Consider the following 22359-nt stretch of genomic DNA (forward strand, 5'->3'; position numbering starts at 1 on the left):
CCAATAATGTGGAAACACATGACTAGGGTAATTCAGCTCGATTCATTTTAAAGCACCTTGGTACAGCTTATTACAATTTTTTCATTGTCCAGATTGGTAGTGAAAAAAAGATATTGACTACCACCATCTTTAATTTTAAAGGTTTTACGAAGATTTTGAACCGTTTCTGGAAAGTTTCTTGTGGTAATATTTGCCTTTTCAATTGACAGGGCTTTAACTTGTTTTTTATTATAGGGCACAACTTTAAGTATTTCAAAAATCCTTCCCGGAAATTCCTCCAAAGTCTCACTAGTATATAAATGAGAGTGTTGCTGCAATTTTTTAACAGCAAATGCCGTGGTTAAAGAATTGAAACCTCCCGATTTAAGAATGGCCGAATTAGGTTCATAAAGATAGGCCAGTGGAGCACTATACTGAGCTACCACATTAGACTCCTCATTCATCAAAAAATTAAACTGTTCTGAATGCTGTGCTTTTAAATTTGTGGTTTTAATTTCAATGTCGCCATCAAAACTGTATTCTAAAATCCACAGTAATTCTTTTACCTCATTTTTAACGGCAATAATATGAATAGTCTTCACAAACTCTAACTCATTTAATCCCATCGTAAGATCTAATAATGGCGCCGTTTTGATCATGATATTTTTTGAATGCGACCAAAGTGCATTTAAATGTTCCGGGATATTTGGTAAACAATCTTTTAAAAAGAACACTTTCCCTTTACTGTCATGACGTCTTGATGGATCAACGTAAATCCAATCATATGTAATACTAGAGTTTTCAAGGTGTGTTAATCCGTCACTTGCTATACATTCAATATTTGTGATGTTGAGGGTTTTAAAATTATAGCGGACAACTGCACTTAAGATGGCATTCCATTCGCAGTGCGTCACGTGTTTAAACTGTTTCGAAAAGAAATACGCATCAATACCAAACCCACCTGTGAGATCAATCAGCGTGTTTCCTTCAATTAATGAGGCTTTATATTCCGCAGTTGTTTCAGAAGACGTCTGTTCAATATTTAATTTATTGGGATAGTAAATTCCGGGTTGTAGAAACCAGTGGGGTAGTTTTTTTTCGCATTTATTTTTTGCTTCTATCTGTTCTACTACCTCTTGTACAGACACATCCTGAAAAGGAACACCTTTTAAAATCAACGCAGTGGCAGCAATTTTAAGATGCGTGTTGATAAACTCTTGCACATGAGGCTCTAGAATAGCTGCATTCATTACTATCGGTTTATCGCGAAATTATTAAAAAGAAACTAGAGGTCCTTGGTTAAATGTTTTACAATTTTATATTCTGACAGAAACTCCTTTGAAATAACTTTAAGCGTGGTATACACTGGAACAGCCAATATCATTCCTGGAATACTAAATAATAACCCACCACAAATAATGACAATAAATACTTCTAAAGGATGAGAACGCACACTGTGACTAAAAATTATTGGTTGGGAAATGAGATTATCAATAAGCTGTGCAATACCAACTCCTATCATGACTTTTACAAGTAGCGGTAATAAATCTGATGAAAAATCGGCGCCTAAATTATTAGAAACCACTACTAAAATCATAACCACCCCGCCAAGAAGAGGCCCTAAATACGGTACAATGTTAAGGAACGCACAAATAATTGCGATGGCAAGTGCGTTTTTAACGTCTATATATATTAATAATAATAGATAGAAAATGGCTATGATTGTCGTTTGAACCATAAGACCAATAAAATATCGAGACAATAATTCCTTCACCTTATCTAAAACTCTTATAAAGCGACGTTCTTTTCCCTCTTCAGCAAATACGGCCACGGCATTGGAAATCATGCGTTCATCTTTCAATAGAAAGAATGAGATAAACAAGACGGAAAATAGGCCAACAATAAAAGAGGTGATGTTGTTTACAAATATATCAACAAAACTCTCCACGATTTCAGAATCAAAATCTCTTACATAGTCAGTGCGCTTAATGGCCTCAATGATGTTTATTTTGTCAACACCAAGATATTCGCTCGCCTGAATGTTCAATTCATTCAAATCTGTTTTGACCATCTCAAAATCAATTTCTGAAATGCTTTTACTTTGTTCTAATATAATTGGAACAAAAATCCACAAAATCAAAGCGAATAGACCTCCTATTAATAATAGCGTTATAATGGACGAGAGGGTTTTCCCAAGTCGTAGTCTATTCTTAAGAAAATAAACGACCGGTCTAAAAATAAGTGAAATAACGCCAGCTATAAATAAATAGAGAATGAGCGATTGAATCTGATAAAGAAAATAAATGAGTACTATAATGCCAAATACGATGGCTAGGGTTTTTAAAAGTCCTTTAGAGATGATGTTCGATTTCATGTTTTAAATATAACCCAAATATAGGTTGCGGTTGATATAAAATTTAACGGTTTTCAAAATATTTTGTATGCTATGTGCATAATCTCTATTCACCCTTCAGTTGCTTTGTAATCTCATACAGGGCTATGCTGGTTGCTTGTGTAACATTCATACTACTATTTTGTCCGAACATTTCAATATGAATAATAGCATCTGCCAGCTTTAAGCAGGCGTCAGAAATTCCAAAATTTTCATCCCCAATAAGTAAGGCAATAGGCTGATTGACTCCAAATTTAAAACTGTTAAGTGACCTACTGGTCTCGGTTATTTCTAGTGCCACAATTTGGTACCCTGATGTTTTGAGAGCTTTTAAAAGTGTAGACGCATTCTGGTGCATTTCATAGGGTACATACTTTTCAGTAGCGCGGGACGTTTTTGTCATTTTCCTTCCTAAGGGAATTGGGCTTCCACAGAAAAGGATTTTTTCTAACCCAAACGCATCAGCAGTTCTAAACAAACTTCCAATATTGGCTACGTTCGTCACGTTTTCACAAACTAATGTAATAGGAAACACTTTCTGGGTGAATTTGGAGGTATAATGGGTGAGTTGCATAGGGATTGATGATTGGTGATTGTTGATTGGTGATTGATGAATATTTGAAAAAGGATAGATTGTTGATTAAAATCAGTTATGGCATTATCTAAAAGACAGTTGCATTAGTTTTCAAAAACATATTTCAAAATGTTGGCACCCATTTTCAAAGCTTTTTCTCTTACCTCAATAGGGTCATTATGGACTTCTTCGTCTTCCCAGCCATTACCCAAATCACTTTCATAGGTAAATAATAATACCAACCTTTCATTTTCAAAAATCCCAAAAGCTTGCGGTCGTTTACCATCATGTTCATGAATTTTTGGAAGCCCTTCAGGGAAATTAAATACGGAACTAAAAATGGGATGTGTTTTTGGCAACTCCATCAATTCTTTATTTGGGAATACTTTTTTAAGCTCTTTAACAATGTAAGGTTCCATACCATAGTTGTCGTCAATATGTAAAAATCCGCCAGAAAGGAGATAGTTTCTAAGATTTTCAGTGTCATTTTCACTAAAAAACACATTACCATGACCTGTCATATGAATCCATGGAAATTGATAAATATCTGGACTGTCAGGCTCCACTGTTTGTGGATTAGGATTGATTTTTGTATTAATATTTGCATTACAATATGCAATCAAGTTTGGTAATGCAGTTGGATTTGCATACCAATCTCCACCTCCTTTATATTTTAAAACGGCAATGTCTTGCGCAAATAGTGGATTTGCAACACAGACACTAAAGATCAAACAAACCAAAATTTGTTTCGATAAGGTCACGCTAAATGTCATAGTCCAAAAATAGAAATAAAAACAATCAAAAGGTTATAAGTGTTTAATTAAAAGGAATAAACGCAGACATATAAAATCAGTTTGTATACAACAACAAGGAGTGATAACAGAGCATATTATCAAGAAATATAAATTTAAAATAAAATTAATAATCTACTATTAATAAAACGATTACACCTTCTTACTTACATTAATGGTTCATTTGAAAAAACAATGCTATGACAGGCTACCACGGCTGCTGTTTCTGTGCGCAAACGTGTACTTCCTAACATGACCGGTTCAAAACCTAAGGCTTTAGCCAGTGAAATCTCTTTAGTACTGAAATCGCCTTCCGGACCAATTAAAATAAGAACATCTTTCTGTAATTCTAAACTTGCCTTTAGAGATTTTCGATCGGTTTCTTCACAATGTGCAATAAATTTTTTCCCGTTAAATACTGTGGACACAAATTCATTAAACGGGATAGCCTCCTCAAGTGTTGGCAAATAATAATGCAGCGATTGCTTCATGGCCGATTGTAGAATTTTTTCGAATCGGTCATTCTTGATCACCTTGCGCTCACTGTGATCGCAAATAATGGGCGTGACGGTATCAATTCCAATTTCTGTAGCTTTTTCCAAAAACCATTCATAACGGTCGTTCATCTTAGTAGGGGCTACAGCCAAATGAATCTTATAGTCCCGCGGCGGCGAAAACGATTTGGAAAGAATAGTTGCCTGACAGTTTTTTATATCTGCAATGGTAATTTCAGCAATAAACAGCCAACCTTTTCCATTGGTGATTTGAAGTTTGTCGCCACCACTTTGACGAAGTACTTTTACAATATGTCTGCTTTCCTCTTTAGAAAAGGAGATCTGGGTTGTTTCTTCAGTAAGTATCGGGTTGTAAAAAAGCTGCATATTCTATTCTGCTAATATTTTAAATTTTGAGACGTGATGACGCCATCACATTTTGAGCTGCAAAATCACCTTCCAAATACTTTAAATACCCCACAATAGCAATCATGGCTGCGTTGTCTGTGGTAAATTCAAATTTAGGCACATAGGTAGTCCAACCAAATTTAGCTTCTCCGTTTTTCAACGCTTCCCTAATGCCAGTATTGGCAGACACTCCGCCACCAATTGCAATATGGGTGATGCCTGTTTGTTTGGTTGCCAGTTTCAGTTTATCAATCAGAATACCAATAATGGTATATTGAATGGAGGCACAAATATCATTTAAACGCTCCTCAATAAAATTGGGATTCGCCTTGACTTCTTTTTGAATAAAATACAGAATGGCTGTTTTTAATCCTGAAAAACTAAAATTGAGTCCGTCAACTCTGGGTTTCGTAAATTTAAAAGCTTTAGGGTTACCCAATTTTGCGCGTCGGTCAATTTCTGGTCCGGCAGGATAGCCCAATCCTAATATTTTTCCGCTTTTGTCAAAGGCTTCACCAACCGCATCATCAATGGTTTCGCCAATAACGTCCATATCAAAATAAGAATTCACTTGCACAATTTGGGTATGTCCGCCAGAGATGGTCATCGCCAAAAAGGGAAAAGGTGGTTTTTCAAATCCTTCTTCATCAATAAAATGCGCCAAAATATGCGCTTGCATATGATTGACATCAATCAAGGGGATGTGGAGTCCATAAGCCAACGATTTTGCAAACGAGGTACCCACCAATAGAGATCCCATGAGTCCCGGACCACGTGTAAAGGCAATGGCACTCAGTTGGCTTTTATCAACATTAGCCCTGCTTAAGGCCTGATCTACAACTGGTACAATGTTTTGCTGATGGGCTCGAGATGCCAGTTCTGGCACCACACCACCGTACGCTTCATGAATACTTTGACCCGCCACAACATTGCTCAGGATTTTGCCGTTAAGCATTACAGAAGCCGCCGTGTCATCACAGGAAGACTCAATAGCAAGAATATAAATATTTTGTGTAGGCATTAGTAAGAATTAGGCACAATAATTGTTAATTTTGACTCCAAAGTTATAACTTTTAAAACGTATCAAAAAACTTTTAAAAATAGCATCTAAAATTGTAGCAATAATCGTATTGCTATTCATCATTATGGTGCTGATTCTCTCTATTCCACCAGTTCAAACCTATCTCGGTAAAAAGGTCACACAACGCATCAATAACACTTACGGAACGCACATTTATATCAATAAAGTAGCGCTACAATTAAACGGCGATGTGGAACTTAAGGGTGTTTATATTGAAGATTATAAAAAAGACACCCTTATTGGCATTGATGAGTTGAATACTTCAATTAGAAGCTATAAAAATCTTATCAATGGTAAATTGGCTTTTGGAGATGTTGACATCCAGGGGCTCACCTTCAATGTCCGAACGTATTTGGGGGAAGCGGAAACAAATTTAGATGTATTTGTAAAACGGTTTGTTGAGGATAATCCGACTAAGAAAAGCGACTTTTTACTGTCGTCCAGTGATGTGTCGATTTATAGCAGTGTCTTCAGAATGATCAATGACAATAAGGAAACTCCTAAACTTTTAGAGTTTAACAATCTCAACCTTAACGCTACCAATTTCCTAATCAATGGGAGCAACGTGAGTGCCCGAATCAATACTCTAACTTTTAGGGATAGTAGAGGATTGACCATTCAAAATATGGTGACTGATTTTGAATACACTTTGGAGTATATGACCTTTGCAAATCTGTCCATAAAAACGCCCAACTCGTATTTAAACGGTGAATTGACCTTTAAGTATAACAGAGAAGATTTTATTGATTTTACCAATAAAGTTGAAGTTATTGCAAGTTTTAAGGATTCTGACGTCATGCTTAATGAGTTGAATACCTTTTACAATGAATTTAGTATTAAAGATCATGCCACTTTTAGTGTTAATTTAACGGGAACGTTGAATGATTTAGACATGAATAACCTCCGACTCAATACCAGCAGTCAGACCAAGATTTATGGTGATATCAATTTTAAGAACTTGTTCAATAGTGAGAATAACACATTTGCCATGGCCGGCGATTTTAGTAATCTCTCATCAAATTATTACGATTTAAAATCCTTAATGCCCAATGTTTTGGGAGCTTCCGTCCCTAGTGTGTTTTCAAAATTGGGAAGTTTTACGATTTACGGAAAAACTGAAATTACGGCTACAGACATTTATGCCGATTTAAAAATAAATACGGCACTTGGGCATATTGATGCGAATTTGGATTTATTGCGTTTTAATGATATTGACAATGCCAGTTATAAAGGGAATATTATTGTCGAAAATTTTGATGTAGGAGAGCTTTTAAATGATCCAAACATTGCAGAAACTAGTTTTGACCTCGATGTTGATGGGAAGGGTTTTACACTCGAGAATTTAAGAACCAACGTAAAAGGTCAGGTGTTCAGTATCAATTACAACAACTATAACTATCAAAACATTGATGTTTCAGGACAATTGGGAAACAAGGTATTCAACGGGAATTTGGTCTCCCACGATGAAAACTTTAAATTCAGATTTAGCGGTTTAGCAGACATGTCTAAGAATGTCCGCTCTATGGATTTTACGGCAAATGTGGAATATGCCAATTTAAAAGCCCTGAACTTTGCAAAAAAGGATAGCATGTCAGTATTTATGGGCAACATCTTTATGGATATGGACGGTTCCACAATTGACGATGCTTATGGCAAGTTGACCTTTCAAAACACGACCTATATAAATGAACAGGATTATTACTATTTTGAAGATTTTGAGATCACCTCCCGTTTTGATGGTGAAGAACGCATCATAGAAATCAATTCTCCTGATATTGTTCAAGGGACTGTCAGCGGTATTTTTAAATTTAAAGATATTGGTAAACTGGTTGAAAATTCAATTGGTAGCATCTACACAAACTATGTACCGCATAAAATTTTGACGGAGCAGTATTTAGATTTCAATTTTACCATTTACAACAAAATTGTGGAAGTTTTTTATCATGATTTAGAGCTCGGAAAAAACACCTTCCTGAAAGGACGTATTGAAAGCGATGAAAGGGGATTCGATTTATCATTCAATTCGCCCCAAATCAAATTGCTCGATTATTTTGCTAATGATATTCAGGTGACCATAGACAATAGCAATCCACTTTTCAACACCTTTATAGAAGTAGACTCCATCAACACCAACTTTTATAATATCTCCAAATTCAGTTTGATTAATGTGACAGTTAGGGATACCCTGTTTATCAAATCTGAATTTAGTGGCGGCAAGAGAAATAAAGACCAATTCAATTTAAGTTTGTTCTATACCATTGATGAGGAGAACAAATCTGTTGTTGGTTTTAAAAAATCTGATATTGTTATCAAAGACAATAAGTGGTTTATTAACGAAGACAAAGATCAACTAAACAAAGTCGCTTTTGATAGAGGGTTTCAAGAGTTTAATATCTCTGACGTGCTATTTAGTCATGAAGATGAAGAAATTCAAATAGCAGGAGCGTTTAGGGATTCGACGTATAAAGATCTTAAAATGAGCTTTAAGGATGTATATTTAGATAAGATTACACCAACGCTAGATAGCCTGTCATTTGGTGGTATTCTCAATGGTAATTTAGATGTGCTTCAACAAAACGGGGTATATGTCCCAAATTCAAATGTGACCATTGACAACTTTAAATTTAATGAGTACTTATTGGGCGATTTAAAGGCTGATATTGTGGGCAATCAGTCGCTCACCAATTATGAAGTCGATTTGTTTTTACGCAATGACAACCTAAAATCATTGGACGCTACAGGAAACATTGACGTTAGTGCCAACAATTCTAATATTGATCTGGACATTGACTTTGACGAATTCGATTTAGAGCCGCTAAACGTTTTTGGCGCTGATGTCATTAATAATATTAGAGGACTGGCGTCAGGGAACGTAAAAGTAACCGGAGATTTGAAAAAACCACAAATTGAAGGTAAGTTAGTATTGGACAATGCAGGCATGGCTATTCCATATTTAAATGTGGATTACGCCTTTGACTTTGATACGGAAGTCACTTTAAAAGAACAGCGTTTTATATTAAATGACGTGGTGCTTACAGATTCAGAATTCTTTTCTAAAGCCACCTTAAACGGTTACATGTCTCACCAAAATTTTTCTGATTGGAAGCTCGGATTGAACATTGACACCAACCGATTATTGGTCCTAAATACTGATGATGCTGAAGATGCCCTATACTACGGCACCGCATTTATGAATGGTACGGCCAGCATTTTCGGGCCAACGGATCAGTTGGTAATTACCGTTGACGGAAGTACTTCAGAAGGCACGGTATTTAAAATTCCGTTAAATGATGTTGAAAGTTTTGGAGACAACTCTTATATAAAATTTTTAAGTCCAGAAGAGAAGGCCGCACGCTTAAGAGGTGAGGTTATTACAGAAACACAAGTAAAAGGTCTAGAGTTGAAGTTTGACTTAGACGTGAATCAAAATGCAGACATTGAGATTGTAATTGATAGAAACTCAGGAAGTACCATTCAGGGCAATGGAGAAGGCAACCTCTTGTTTGAAATCAATACCAACGGGAAATTTAAAATGTGGGGTGATTTTTCGGTATTTAAAGGGATTTACAACTTCTCCTATGGGGGTCTGATTCAAAAAGACTTGGTTGTTGAGCCAGGCGGCAGCATAATTTGGGAAGGTGACGCCTTAAAAGCTCAAATCAATCTTAAAGCAATTTATAAAACCGAGGCCAATCCGTCAATTTTATTGGATAACCCCATCAATCGAAGTATTCCTGTAAATGTAGAAATCAGTTTAACGGGACAGTTGGAGCAGCCAACACCAGATTTTGCGGTAACCTTTCCAAACGCAAGTTCTACTGTAAAATCAGAATTGGAATACCGCCTCGAAACTAAAGAAAGCAGAGAGAATCAAGCACTATTTTTATTGGCAACAGGATCATTTGCCAGTGAGATCAGTTTAGGTCAGCAAGCGTATGGCACCATTGCAGACCGTGTGAACAGCCTCTTTAACGGCTTACTGTCCAGTGACGATGACAAGCTCAAATTCGGTGTGAATTTTCAGGCAGGAGAACAAACACCAGATTATAAAACAGATGACCGCTTAGGGCTGACCTTAAGTACCAAAATTAGCGATCGGGTACTTTTTAACGGTAAAGTAGGAGTGCCAATTGGCGGGGTCAATGAAACAGTAATTGCGGGAGATGCTGAAATAGAACTCTTATTGAACGAAGACGGAACCTTGTCTGCAAAATTTTTCAACAGAGAAAATAACATTCGGAATTTTGGCGAAGAAATTGGTTACACCCAAGGAGTGGGATTATCTTATAACGTAGAATTTGATACTTTTAGAGAGTTGTTAAGAATCATATTCGAAGGTAAGAACAGAAAGAAAGAGGCCGTTGTGGATGAGAAAAAAATAGTCGCCAGAGAAGATGAACCGCTTTCTGAATTCATTAAAATGAAAGCTCAAAAAGACGAAGAGGAGAATTGATGCCCGTTTTTTTTAAACAATTGTTATATAGTTATTAACGAAAACGTTTGAATTTTAATTTACTGCTTAAAATATGATAAATCCTACCATATTTATAATATATGTTTAGTAGTTTTACTTTTCTAACAAAAATATAAATGTCAAAAAGCATAAAAAAAATAGGGGTTATGACTTCTGGAGGTGATTCTCCAGGAATGAATGCAGCCATTCGTTCCGTTGTCAGAACCTGCGCTTATCATAATGTAGAATGTGTAGGGATCTATCGTGGCTATGAAGGTATGATGGAAGGAGATTTCAAACCTATGGATGCCCGTAGTGTAAAAGATATTATCAATAAGGGTGGAACGGTTTTAAAATCGGCACGTTCAAAAGAATTTAGAACACCTGAAGGGCGTAAAATTGCACATCAAAAACTTATGGATGTCAACATAGAGGCTTTGGTAGTTATTGGTGGAGATGGGACCTTTAATGGCGGATTGGTCTTTAATAAAGAATTTGACTTTCCAATTATTGGAATCCCAGGCACTATAGATAATGATATTTTTGGAACCACACATACCCTTGGTTTTGACACTGCTTTAAATACCGTGGTAGAGTGTATTGACAAAATTAGAGATACAGCAAGTTCACATAACCGCTTATTTTTTGTAGAGGTTATGGGGCGCGACGTTGGCCATATTGCATTAAACGCTGGTGTGGGCGCTGGTGCCGAAGAGATTTTGATTCCTGAAGAAAACCTAGGTCTTGAACGTCTTTTAGAGTCCTTACAACGCAGTAAACGCTCGGGAAAATCTTCCAGTATTGTAGTGGTGGCCGAAGGCGATAAGATTGGCAAAAACGTGTTTGAACTGAAAGACTATGTAGAAACCAATTTAGACGAATATGACGTTAGAGTTTCTGTGTTGGGCCACATGCAACGCGGCGGACCTCCATCTTGTTTTGACAGGGTATTGGCGAGTAGAATGGGTGTAAAAGCTGTAGAAAGTTTATTGGAAGGCAAGTCTAATTATATGGTGGGCCTTATCAACAACAAAATGACCTTGACACCTTTAGAACAGGCTGTTAAAGGTAAAACGCAAATAGACAGGGAATTGTTGCGCGTGTCTGAGATCATGTCCACGTAATAATCCTTAAAAATAAGAGTAAAGCGCATCAGAAGACACAATATGCACTACTCAAACATAAATAATAATAGTAATAAAAATAGAAAGAAGATGTCAAATTTAAAATTAGGAATTAACGGTTTTGGTAGAATTGGAAGAATCGTTTTTAGAGCAACATTAAACAAACCGAATGTAGATATCGTAGCAATTAACGATTTGTTAGAAGTAGAACATTTAGCATATTTATTAAAATACGATTCTGTACACGGTAGATTTGACGGTGAAATTGAAGTCAAAGACGGACATTTGGTAGTGGATGGAAAAACCATTCGTGTGACTGCAGAAAGAGATCCACGTAACCTTAAATGGGATGAAGTAGGAGCAGACGTTGTTGCAGATTGTACAGGAATTTTCACTACAATGGAATCTGCACATTACCATATTGAAGCAGGTGCTAAAAAAGTAGTCATTTCTGCACCTAGTAAAGATGCTCCAATGTTTGTTATGGGTGTTAACCATAAAGACGTTAAAACATCTGACATGATTGTCTCTAACGCATCATGTACAACCAACTGCTTAGCGCCAATGGCTAAAATAATGGATGATAATTTTGGTATTGAAGAAGCTTTAATGACCACAGTACACGCCACAACAGCAACGCAATTGACGGTTGATGGTCCATCTCAAAAAGATTACAGAGGTGGTAGAAGTGCGTTAATGAACATTATTCCTGCATCTACCGGTGCAGCCAAAGCTGTTGGTAAAGTAATCCCTAAATTAGACGGAAAATTGACTGGGATGGCATTCCGTGTTCCAACGGCCGATGTATCTGTAGTAGATTTAACGGTAAGAACAGTTAAAGAAACATCCTTAGAAGAAATCAAAAAAGCATTTAAAGATGCTTCTGAAGGCGACATGAAAGGTGTGGTTGGATATACTGAAGAATTGGTAGTGTCTCAAGATTTTGTCGGAGAAACAAATACATGTGTCTTTGATGCTGATGCTTCAATTGAATTGAACTCGAGATTCTTTAAAATTGTGGGATGGTATGACAATGAATTTGCATATTCTACAAAATTAGTTGAATTAGCACAACACATCCACTCAATATAAGTAACTCCATAAAATCCGTATAAGTTTTTGCTTTTTAAGTATCGCTTAACTTATACGGATTTTTTTATTCCATATACACATGAGATTAATAGTTGACAGCGGTTCTACAAAATGCGATTGGATTTCAGTAGACAATAATGGCAAACAACTTCAAGAAAAAATACGCACTAGCGGTTTAAATCCTGAAATTCTTAAGGAAAAGAAACTTTATAAGATTATCCGTAAGAGTGAAGAATTGATGAAGAACAAAGAAGATGTTACCCATATATTCTTCTATGGTGCAGGTTGTGGTACTGAAAATCCGAAATTACTTTTAAAACGTGTTTTGGAAGATATATTCGTCAATGCAGAAGTTGAAGTTACAGAAGACACCATGGCTGCTGTAAGAGCAACGCTTAATGATGATGATGAGGCTGCAATTGTCTGTATTTTGGGTACAGGTTCCAACTGTAGTTATTATAATGGTACAGATTTAGAGCAACGCGTTCAATCATTGGGATATACCTTAATGGATGATGCGTCAGGTAATTATTTTGGGAAGCAAATGGTACGTGATTATTATTTTAAGCACATGCCAGAAACCATTAGAGTTTCTTTTGCTGACAAACATAATATGGATGCTGATTATATCAAATACAACCTTTATAAACAGCCTAGCCCTAATGCATATCTAGCAAATTTTGCTGAATTCATGTTCTTGAATATTGATTCTACCTATATCCAGGATATGATTAAGGATGGCATCCGTCTGTTTGCAAAAAATATGATTTTTCAATATAAGGATGAAGTAGAAAAGGTGCCAGTACATTTTGCCGGCTCTATTGCGTTTTTTGCGAAACATCAAATCAAAGAGGTGGCAGAAGAAATGGGGTTTACAGCAGGAAACTTTATACGCCGGCCTATTGAAGGTTTGGTCGCCTACCATACAAAAAAATTGAGCTAAAACTTCAGTTTTTCTCTAATTTTACTAAAAAAGCAGTGTTCTTATTAAAGAGCACTGCTTTTTTTTTGTGGTTTGGACAACAATCCCATTAACCAACGTAAACGGAATGTCTTTATTTTACTGCAATCATACTGATCTCAACATTCACAAACTTTGGAAGGTTGGCTACTTCAACAGTTTCTCTGGCCGGCGCTGTTTCTGCGTCAAAATAGGTGCCATACACCTCGTTAATCTGTCCGAAGTTATTCATATCACTAATAAAAATTGACGCCTTAATAACGTTTTCAAACGTCATGTCGGCCGCCGTTAAAACAGCTTTAAGATTCTCCATCACTTGCTTTGTTTCGGCAACAATAGTATCCAAGACCAATTCGTTCGTCTTAGGATCAAATGCAATTTGACCTGAGGTATACAGTGTGTTTCCTGTTAAAATTGCTTGGTTATAAGGCCCTATAGGTGCAGGTGCATTAGGAGTGTTGATAATTTTTTTCATAATTGATAGCTTTTACTTACTAATTAGAGTGTTATAAAATTAAACTATAACCGTTGATCCGGTTCACGTTGTTTGTCGTATTTGATGTCTTTTAATAAACTCGATTTGATACCAATAAAGAAGTTCCAAGAACTACGCTCGCTAAATGGAATCCAACTAAAATTCATGCGCCAGCTCATCAAATCACGCTCAAACCGCAATTGTGTATACGTAAATCCTTGGTTTTTAAAATCGTATCCTGAAGACACGCCAACCGTCCATCGTGGCGAGAGATCAATATCTCCGGAGAACATCAAAGAATTTGAAGATATTTCACTTTGTCGTGCACTATTGGAGTAATTGACAGCATAGGCAATACGCAAACTCCACGGGATTGTGAAATTATAAAACTCAGAATCGACTTCTTTTTCCTTGTCACGATCTTCATCGCCCAATCGGTCATCAGCAAAGTTTTGGGGTTTTCCAAATAAGTCATCGGCACGACCACCACTTCTTACTGATTCATCAATGGCGCGTTGGTCAGGCTCTTTTTTTCCTGAAAAACTATCGCTGCTCAAACTGTAGCTTAAGTTCATACTTGCTGAAGTCAATCGGAATAAGCTTCCACCATTGGCAATATTATATTTGTCTACACGTCGGTTATTATTATCGAGCGCGTACGGATCTAAAGTCATCCCAAAATTGACACTCATTTGATTATCGAACAATTGGGTACCTCCTGAAACCCTCACCGGACTCCATTGTAAAGAGTCGCCCGCAAAATTATAAGAGGTTGAAAAATTAAGGTTATTCAATAAAATGATTTTTTTAGGTTCTGTTTTGGTCGAGTCTCTGTCTCTTACTTTAGCTTCAAAATTGTTCCCTAAACTCAGTCCTAAAGAACTGGAAAAGTTTTTATTTGGAGACCCGTATAGCGACTCTTCAAACCTGCTGTATTCTGCCCGCGTTAAATCGCCGTTAGCAGTGATATAATCAAAAGAATCATAATATTCATCAAATGCAGGGTTAATATTGTAACTGATAGAAGGCCTCATGATATGTCTAATAGCCTTAATCTTAGTGTCTTTTCCTTTCTTTTCAAGATTGAACATTCCATAAATAGTAGTACCCACACTAGTACTAAAATTATAGGTTCTAAAACTGTCAAAACCAGTGAGATCTTGGGTTAAAATTGTGTTTTCTCCTTCATCATAATATTTACGCACTGTATTCAGGGTCCAATTCTCTTCAAAATTGGTACTAGCACTCACACTAAAATATTTAAAGACCTTAAAATTTGTGGAAATGGGGATGCTTTGTTGCACGCCAACTCTGGCATCATCAAACATTTCCTTTTTAAAAAAAAGAGAATCTGTGGTGCTGATCCTATTTTGAGCATTGACGTTATATTGAAAATTGATATTATCAATAATCCCTTTTTTAGTGCCCACTTTTGGTGCAAATGGAAAAATCCTACTCACACTTCCCTGAAAGGTAGGCAAGGTCATGTCTATTTGCTGGGTCCTTGTGTTTTGTGAATGGGTAGCGGTAACGCTCATATTAACTTGTGGCTCCCCAGTAAATGACTTGGCATAGGACACAGAAGAGGATAAGGTGTTGTTCAAGAAATTGGACGCGTTAATCTGATTAACCGACTCTTGGTAATACTTACTGCTCCCTAAGTTGACGGAAGCCGAGAAACGCGAACTCGGATTCGCTTTTGAATCTTGAGAGTGAGACCATCTAAGGTTGTATATCGATGATTTTGAATAATCAGGAAAACCGCGTTCGCTATTGATTAAGTTCTCATACCTAAATCCAAAATTTCCTCTAAATTTATAACGTACGGCGTAACTACTCTCTGTACGTAGCCCATAACTACCGTTGGTGTAATAATCAGCATACACCGCTAAATCCACATAGTCACTAATTGCAAAATAGTAACCTCCATTTTGCAGGTTGTAACCACGCCTGCTATCCTGACCAAAAGTAGGGAAGAGGATCCCGGAAGTCTGCTTTTTTGTCAACGGAAAATAGGCAAACGGCAAGCCTATGGGGGTTGGCACATTATAGATGTACATATTGGTCAACCCTGTAACCACTTTTTTATTGGGCACAATTTTGGCCTTCCGCATTAAAAAATAAAACTCCGGATCTTCTTTATTCTCAGACGTGGTAAATTTTCCACGATTTATAAAATATACTGAATCATTCTCCTTTTTGGTGATATCGGCAATGATGTAACCCCCACTTTGCTCTGTTCTCGAATTAAAAATAAGGGCTTTTTTGGTTTCTGTATTAAAAATTATGGAATCCGGTTCCACTAAATTGGCACCTTGTTTAAAAGTAGGCGCCTGAGAATACACTCCAGCTGAATCTTTTAAACGTCCAGCATATACCAAGTTTTTATTATGATCAATCACAATAATACCGGACTTAATCTCCATATCCTGATAGTTTACTTCAGCTTGATCATATAAGGTAGTTTGCTTAAACTTTTGATTGAGGGAGACATAGCCTAATGCCTTATAATTAACTACATCAGTCAAAAATTCTTTCTTTTTAGGAAGGGTGTCTTGTAGTATGCTATCGGTTTCCTTAAGATTGGCGGTAGGCTTCAATAAACTATCCACATCAATAGTTACCCGCATAGAATCATTTTCTGTTTTTGGTAATATCGGTGTTTGCTTTTTAGGAATTTCTTGAGCGAACCCCAAAGTATTAACAAACACTGTAAAACTCAGAAAAAAAAGAATATGAAAGCTATTTGTATGCAATGCTTTTAAGTGTATTTTTGTAAAAGTATGGCTCGGTTTTTGAAAAGTCAAAATTACATATATTTTTTTGTGATTAATTATTATTCATTTAAAATTTGAAATTAAAATAAACCGAGTTTTTTATTCGTTTAAACCTTTATGAGAACGCACCTACATTACATTTTCGTATTACAGCTATTTTTATTCTCCAGTTTTATATCGTCTGCCCATGCCTTTCAGAAAAATAAAGGCAAATTTGTGGTAGTTTTAGATGCAGGCCATGGGGGCACGGACCCTGGTAATACTGGAAATGGTTATAAAGAAAAAGATATTGCACTTAATATTGTCCTTACTGTTGGTAAGGCATTAGAAAAACACCCTAACATTAAAGTTATTTACACCCGTACCACGGATGTATTTGTGCCTTTAAGGGGGCGTGCTAAAATAGCAAATGACGCCGATGCTGATTTATTTGTGTCTGTACATTGCAACGCACACAACTCAAGTGCTCATGGTACTGAGACCTTTGTTTTGGGTTTGCACGCCAACCAGCGCAACTTTGAAGTAGCCAAAAAGGAGAATGAGGTTATCTTTTTGGAGGAAGACTATAAATCACATTATGACGGGTTTGACCCCAATGCTCCAGAATCCTTTATTGGTTTGACCTTGATGCAGGAAGATTATTTGGACCAGAGTACCCAATTGGCACGATTGGTTCAGGATAACTTTACGAATAATTTGAAACGCACGGATCGAGGCGTAAAACAAGCTGGGTTTTGGGTGTTGCACAACACTTATATGCCGAGTATTTTAGTAGAAACGGGGTTTTTAACTTACAAGCCTGAAGGCGCTTACTTAAATTCTTCTAAAGGGCAAAATGAAATGTCCCTATCTATCTACAAAGGGGTTATGGATTACAAAATGATCCTTGACAGAAATGTTGGGCAAAACGTCTATAAGGATATCACGGACGTTGAAAGTATTAAAGAGGCTGTAACCGAAGAAATCAAACCTGATGAGACGTCAGCAGAGGTTTATGCAAACACGGTTTTTAAAGTCCAATTAGCAGCAAGCTCCAATAAAATAGAGCCAAAGTCTTTTAATTTTAAAGGCTTACAAAATATTTCAAGAGAAAAGGAGGGCAAATTATTTAAATATTACTATGGTTACTCTTCTGATTTTAATGAAGTTAAAAAACTCGCGGAAGTTGCAAAAGCCCAAGGATATCCTTCCTCATTTATTGTTGCCTACCAAAATGGCAAACGTATAGAGCTCTCTCAGGTTCTAAAATCTCCCTCAAATTAAAAAGATTCTTAATATATTTATACCTAATTTTGTGCAACTAAATCTCAAAGACTTTGAAAATAACAAGAGAAGTTAAAACTGCTATACTCGTAATACTAGGGATTCTCCTAATGATTTTTACGATCAATTACTTAAACGGCATCAACATCTTAAAGAAGCACAATCGTTATTATACACAGTTTGATTATAACGCCTTGAGTTCCTCTTCTTTAGTGACTATTAAAGGTAATAAAATAGGTAAAATTGAAGCAATCACATATGACGATAAAACGGGTAAAACCATTGTAGCTATTGTCATTACTGAGGATGTTAAGTTTTCAAAAAACAGTAAGATCCGGATGTATGAAACAGGCCTTATGGGCGGGAATGCCTTGGCAATTGTGCCAATGCCCGGACCAGAACTTGCAGAGGATGGCGATTTTATAGAATCAGAAATAGAAGAAGGACTTATCACCAGTTTAACCAAAAACTTTTCGGGAATCAGCAGCAATTTAGGGGTGACCTTACAAACCGCCGATTCTCTTATGTCCAACTTTAATAAGCTGATTATTAATGAGAATGAAGATGGTCTAAAAGCAGCCATTGCTGAATTGAACAGAACCATCGTTTCATTTCGAAGCGTATCTACGGCCATGAGTGCTTTGGTTGTTAAAAACGATGCATCCTTGACTTCAGCTATTGATAATTTTGATACAGTTTCTGGGAATCTTGCAGAAATTACTACAGAATTTAAACAAGTTGAAATCTCCAAAACCTTCGCAAGTCTCGATCAAACCCTTCAAGAAGTTAACGACTTATTGGCAAGTGTAAAAGATGGGAAAGGATCTCTTGGCAAAATGCTTAACGATGACCAACTTTATGTGAATCTTGAGTCTGCGTCCCTACAATTAGAACAATTATTACAAGACTTTAAGTTGAACCCGAAACGTTATGTGCATTTTTCTGTTTTCGGCAAGAAACCAAAGCGTTTTGACGCAGAAGGCAACATTATTGAAGATGAGAAGACACAACCAGAAGAGATTCGTATAGAATTAGAAAACAACTAACCAACTCCTGATGAATTACATTCCAAATATCCTTTTTGCCGTAGCACTGATTATAGGCATTGGTTATTTTGCAAAAAATGTAAAAAAGCTAATCCGTAATATTAAATTAGGTCACGATGTAGATGTGAGTGATAATATCTCGCAGCGATGGAAAAATATGGCAATGATCGCTTTAGGTCAGAGCAAAATGGTAAAACGACCAATCGCGGGCTTTCTACACATCATTGTCTATGTAGGTTTTATCATCATTAATATTGAAGTTTTAGAAATTATCATTGACGGTTTGGCGGGTACACATCGTATCTTTTCTTCCATAGGTCCACTTTATGGCGTACTTATTGGCGCTTTTGAGGTATTGGCACTTTTAGTCTTTGTTTCTGTAATCGTTTTTTGGATACGACGTAATATTGTAAAAATTAAAAGGTTTTGGGCTAAAGAAATGACAAGTTGGCCAAAAAATGATGCCAACTATATCCTCTATATTGAGATGGTGCTCATGCTATTGTTTTTAGTTATGAATGCCACAGATTTGCAATTCCAAGCCATGAACAATGGCAACGTCATCAGTCAGTTTATAGCTCCGTTGTTTAGCGGACTTTCAGAAAACGCGATTCATATTGTAGAGCGTACCGCTTGGTGGTTACATATTTTGGGTATTTTAGGATTCTTGAATTACCTATATTTCTCTAAACATTTACATATTCTTTTAGCATTCCCAAACACCTATTACGGAAAGGTAAAGCCGAAAGGAGAATTGGATAATTTAGAATCTGTGACCAATGAGGTCAAAATGATGATGGATCCGAATATTGATCCTTTTGCTGCACAACCAGAAAGTACAGAGGCGCCTGCAAAATTTGGAGCTAGTGATGTTCAGGATTTGAATTGGGTACAATTACTTAACGCCTATACCTGTACGGAATGTGGCCGCTGTACAAGTGAGTGTCCTGCAAACCAAACTGGAAAAAAACTGTCGCCTCGTAAAATCATGATGGACACGAGAGACCGTCTTGAAGAAGTGGGGAAAAACATTGATGCCAACAACGGAACCTTTAAAGAAGATGGCAAACAGCTATTGGACAATTATATCACACGAGAGGAGCTTTGGGCGTGTACCACATGTAATGCTTGTGTAGAAGCCTGTCCGGTAAGTATTGATCCGTTATCCATTATTATGGAAATGCGACGCTATTTGGTCATGGAGCAATCTGCAGCACCAATGGAATTGAATACTATGATGACCAATGTTGAAAATAATGGAGCACCATGGCCTTATAATCAAATGGACCGATTGAACTGGAAAAATGAAGCCTAAATTCCTGTGTAAATAGGAAATCGAAGATTCAACAAAGGCAATCCAATTATGGAGGTTAGCAGCATATAAGTTTAAAACCTAAACTCAAAAACTAACAAACTTATTAAAATGAGCAACACATTGAAAGTGCCAACAATGGCAGAATATATGGCCGAAGGGAAGCAACCAGAAGTACTCTTTTGGGTAGGTTGCATGGGGAGTTTTGATGATAGAGCAAAGAAAGTCACCAAAGCTTTTGTCAAATTGCTACATAAATCCAACGTTAATTTTGCAGTCCTGGGAACAGAAGAAAGTTGTACGGGAGACCCCGCAAAACGTGCCGGGAATGAATTTCTTTTTCAAATGCAGGCAGTGACCAATATTGAAGTGCTTAATGCTTATGAAATTAAGAAAATCGTTACGGCCTGTCCGCATTGTTTCAATACCCTAAAAAATGAATATCCAGGACTTGGTGGTAATTATGAAGTTATGCATCATACGCAGTTCCTAAAATCACTTTTAGATGAAGGGCGCCTGACCATTGAAGGCGGTCAATTTAAAGGTAAACGCATCACCTTTCATGACCCTTGTTATTTGGGTCGTGGCAATGATATCTATGAAGCGCCAAGAGAGTTGATCAGGAAGTTGGATGCTGAGTTGGTAGAAATGAAAAGCTGCAAATCCCGCGGATTATGTTGTGGTGCCGGCGGAGCTCAAATGTTTAAAGACGCAGAACCAGGTACTAAAGAAGTGAATGTTGCACGTACCGAACAAGCTATAGACGTCAAACCAGAAATTATTGCCGCAGGTTGCCCATTTTGTAATACCATGATGACTGATGGCGTAAAAGCCAAGGATAAAGAATCTGAAATTGCGGTTATGGATATTGCAGAGTTAATTGCAAATGCACAAGATCTATAATGACCCACGAGATATTTCTATTAAACATTTCAGGACAGGATAAACCTGGTTTAACATCAGGTTTAACTAATGTTTTAGCACACTATGGCGCTAAAGTTTTAGATATCGGACAAGCCAATATACACGACACGTTATCATTGGGCTTTTTGTTTGAAATTGAGTCAGGCCCTAAATCAGCAGCAGTATTAAAAGATCTATTATTTAAAGCTTATGAGCTAGGAGTTAAGGCCAAATTTACACCAATTTCATCTGAAAATTATGAAAAGTGGGTTGGCAATCAAGGCAAAGATCGGTACATCATTACCATCTTAGGAGAAAAATTAACTGCAGAGCAGATTTCTAAAGTCACTGAAGTTATTTCAGATAAAAACTTAAACATTGATTCTATAAAAAGACTTACCGGTCGTTTATCCCTAACTAAAAAAGAGGATTATCCAAGAGCCTCCATACAATTATCCATTAGAGGTAAAATTGATGATAAACGTGAATTTACAAAAAAATTCATGCAAATTTCGCATGATTTAGATGTAGACATCGCGTTTCAAGAAGATAATATTTATAGACGAAACAGAAGGTTAGTATGTTTTGATATGGATTCTACCTTAATTCAGGCTGAAGTGATTGATAAATTAGCTGAATTGGCAGGTGTTGGAGATGAAGTAAAAGCAATCACGGAAGCTGCTATGCAAGGTGAAATTGATTTTAACGAAAGTTTTATTCGCAGAATGAAACTTTTGGAAGGTTTAAGTGAAGATGTATTACATGATGTGGCTATCAATTTACCAATTACCAAAGGTGCCAGAAGACTCATTGATACCCTTAAAAAATATGGTTTTAAAACGGCTATATTATCGGGTGGATTCACCTATTTTGGAAACTATTTACAAAAGGAATTAGGTATTGATTATGTGTATGCAAATGAATTAGAAATTAAAAATGGTAAGCTCACAGGGAATTATATTGGTGCCATTGTTGATGGTGATAAAAAAGCAGAATACCTGCAAGATATAGCAAATAAAGAAGGTATTGATATCAATCAGACCATAGCTGTTGGCGACGGTGCAAATGATTTACCTATGCTTAGTTTAGCAGGATTGGGGATTGCTTTTCATGCCAAACCAAAAGTGAGAAACAATGCACAAAGTGCCATATCGAGTATAGGTCTAGATGGGGTATTATACTTATTAGGATACCATGATAGATATATTGATTTAATTGAATAAAAACAATAAAA

Annotated in this window: 17 protein-coding genes; 9 read left to right on the forward strand and 8 right to left on the reverse strand. The window is 36.6% G+C overall.

The features are described 5' to 3' along the window. Positions 1-47: 47 nt before the first annotated feature. From JEM65_RS17465 to tsaD, 6 genes are all read right to left on the reverse strand, one after another. Entirely contained in the window at positions 48-1229 is a 1182-nt protein-coding gene (locus JEM65_RS17465) for a THUMP-like domain-containing protein (protein WP_199602436.1), read from the reverse strand. Positions 1230-1264: 35 nt separating this feature from the next. Then, positions 1265-2353: an AI-2E family transporter gene (locus tag JEM65_RS17470; RefSeq protein WP_199602438.1), complete on the reverse strand. Its 1089-nt coding sequence runs from the start codon at positions 2351-2353 to the stop codon at positions 1265-1267. Positions 2354-2438: 85 nt separating this feature from the next. Then, positions 2439-2945, reverse strand: coding sequence for a TrmH family RNA methyltransferase (locus JEM65_RS17475; protein WP_199602440.1), 507 nt, complete (start codon positions 2943-2945; stop codon positions 2439-2441). A 104-nt stretch (positions 2946-3049) separates the two neighbouring features. Further along, positions 3050-3718 carry a DUF4159 domain-containing protein gene (locus JEM65_RS17480; protein WP_199602442.1) on the reverse strand — a complete coding sequence of 223 codons (669 nt, stop codon included), beginning with the start codon at positions 3716-3718 and terminating at the stop codon, positions 3050-3052. A gap of 185 nt (positions 3719-3903) precedes the next feature. Then, positions 3904-4617 carry a 16S rRNA (uracil(1498)-N(3))-methyltransferase gene (locus JEM65_RS17485; protein WP_199602444.1) on the reverse strand — a complete coding sequence of 238 codons (714 nt, stop codon included), beginning with the start codon at positions 4615-4617 and terminating at the stop codon, positions 3904-3906. Positions 4618-4636: 19 nt separating this feature from the next. After that, positions 4637-5659 carry a tRNA (adenosine(37)-N6)-threonylcarbamoyltransferase complex transferase subunit TsaD gene (tsaD, locus tag JEM65_RS17490; RefSeq protein WP_199602448.1) on the reverse strand — a complete coding sequence of 341 codons (1023 nt, stop codon included), beginning with the start codon at positions 5657-5659 and terminating at the stop codon, positions 4637-4639. A 124-nt stretch (positions 5660-5783) separates the two neighbouring features. Between tsaD and JEM65_RS17495 the strand changes: the two genes are divergently transcribed. The 4 genes from JEM65_RS17495 to JEM65_RS17510 all read left to right on the forward strand — a co-directional run bounded on the left by JEM65_RS17495 (position 5784) and on the right by JEM65_RS17510 (position 13331). After that, a complete protein-coding gene (locus JEM65_RS17495; protein ID WP_233530717.1) occupies positions 5784-10172 on the forward strand; it encodes a translocation/assembly module TamB domain-containing protein in 4389 nt (1462 codons plus the stop codon). A gap of 137 nt (positions 10173-10309) precedes the next feature. After that, positions 10310-11296 carry a 6-phosphofructokinase gene (gene pfkA / locus JEM65_RS17500; RefSeq protein ID WP_199602453.1) on the forward strand — a complete coding sequence of 329 codons (987 nt, stop codon included), beginning with the start codon at positions 10310-10312 and terminating at the stop codon, positions 11294-11296. 90 nt (positions 11297-11386) lie between these two features. Further along, a complete protein-coding gene (gap, locus tag JEM65_RS17505) occupies positions 11387-12388 on the forward strand; it encodes a type I glyceraldehyde-3-phosphate dehydrogenase (RefSeq protein WP_199602462.1) in 1002 nt (333 codons plus the stop codon). Positions 12389-12467: 79 nt separating this feature from the next. Then, on the forward strand, positions 12468-13331 hold the full coding sequence (locus JEM65_RS17510) for an N-acetylglucosamine kinase (RefSeq protein WP_199602463.1): 864 nt from the start codon (positions 12468-12470) through the stop codon (positions 13329-13331). Between the two features lie 112 nt (positions 13332-13443). Here the strand turns inward: JEM65_RS17510 and JEM65_RS17515 are convergent, their stop codons facing one another. Further along, positions 13444-13824 (reverse strand): Rid family detoxifying hydrolase, encoded by a 381-nt coding sequence (locus JEM65_RS17515; protein WP_199602464.1) that lies wholly within the window; start codon positions 13822-13824, stop codon positions 13444-13446. Positions 13825-13868: 44 nt separating this feature from the next. Then, positions 13869-16631, reverse strand: coding sequence for a putative LPS assembly protein LptD (locus JEM65_RS17520; protein WP_199602465.1), 2763 nt, complete (start codon positions 16629-16631; stop codon positions 13869-13871). 87 nt (positions 16632-16718) lie between these two features. On the opposite strand from JEM65_RS17520, the gene JEM65_RS17525 reads away from it, so the two are divergent. From JEM65_RS17525 to serB, 5 genes are all read left to right on the forward strand, one after another. Then, positions 16719-17864, forward strand: a complete 1146-nt coding sequence (locus tag JEM65_RS17525) for an N-acetylmuramoyl-L-alanine amidase (protein WP_199602466.1) — start codon at positions 16719-16721, stop codon at positions 17862-17864. A 53-nt stretch (positions 17865-17917) separates the two neighbouring features. Continuing rightward, positions 17918-18910, forward strand: a complete 993-nt coding sequence (locus JEM65_RS17530; protein WP_233530718.1) for an MlaD family protein — start codon at positions 17918-17920, stop codon at positions 18908-18910. 10 nt (positions 18911-18920) lie between these two features. After that, positions 18921-20225 (forward strand): (Fe-S)-binding protein, encoded by a 1305-nt coding sequence (locus JEM65_RS17535; RefSeq protein WP_199602468.1) that lies wholly within the window; start codon positions 18921-18923, stop codon positions 20223-20225. Between the two features lie 108 nt (positions 20226-20333). Then, positions 20334-21125 carry a (Fe-S)-binding protein gene (locus JEM65_RS17540; RefSeq protein WP_199602470.1) on the forward strand — a complete coding sequence of 264 codons (792 nt, stop codon included), beginning with the start codon at positions 20334-20336 and terminating at the stop codon, positions 21123-21125. Beyond that, positions 21125-22348, forward strand: a complete 1224-nt coding sequence (gene serB / locus JEM65_RS17545) for a phosphoserine phosphatase SerB (RefSeq protein WP_199602472.1) — start codon at positions 21125-21127, stop codon at positions 22346-22348. Before JEM65_RS17540 ends, serB begins: the two co-directional genes overlap by 1 nt. The last annotated feature ends 11 nt before the right edge of the window (positions 22349-22359 follow it).

Origin of the sequence: Gelidibacter salicanalis, from assembly GCF_016469035.1 — a bacterium.
GTDB classification, from domain to species: Bacteria; Bacteroidota; Bacteroidia; order Flavobacteriales; family Flavobacteriaceae; genus Gelidibacter; species Gelidibacter salicanalis_A.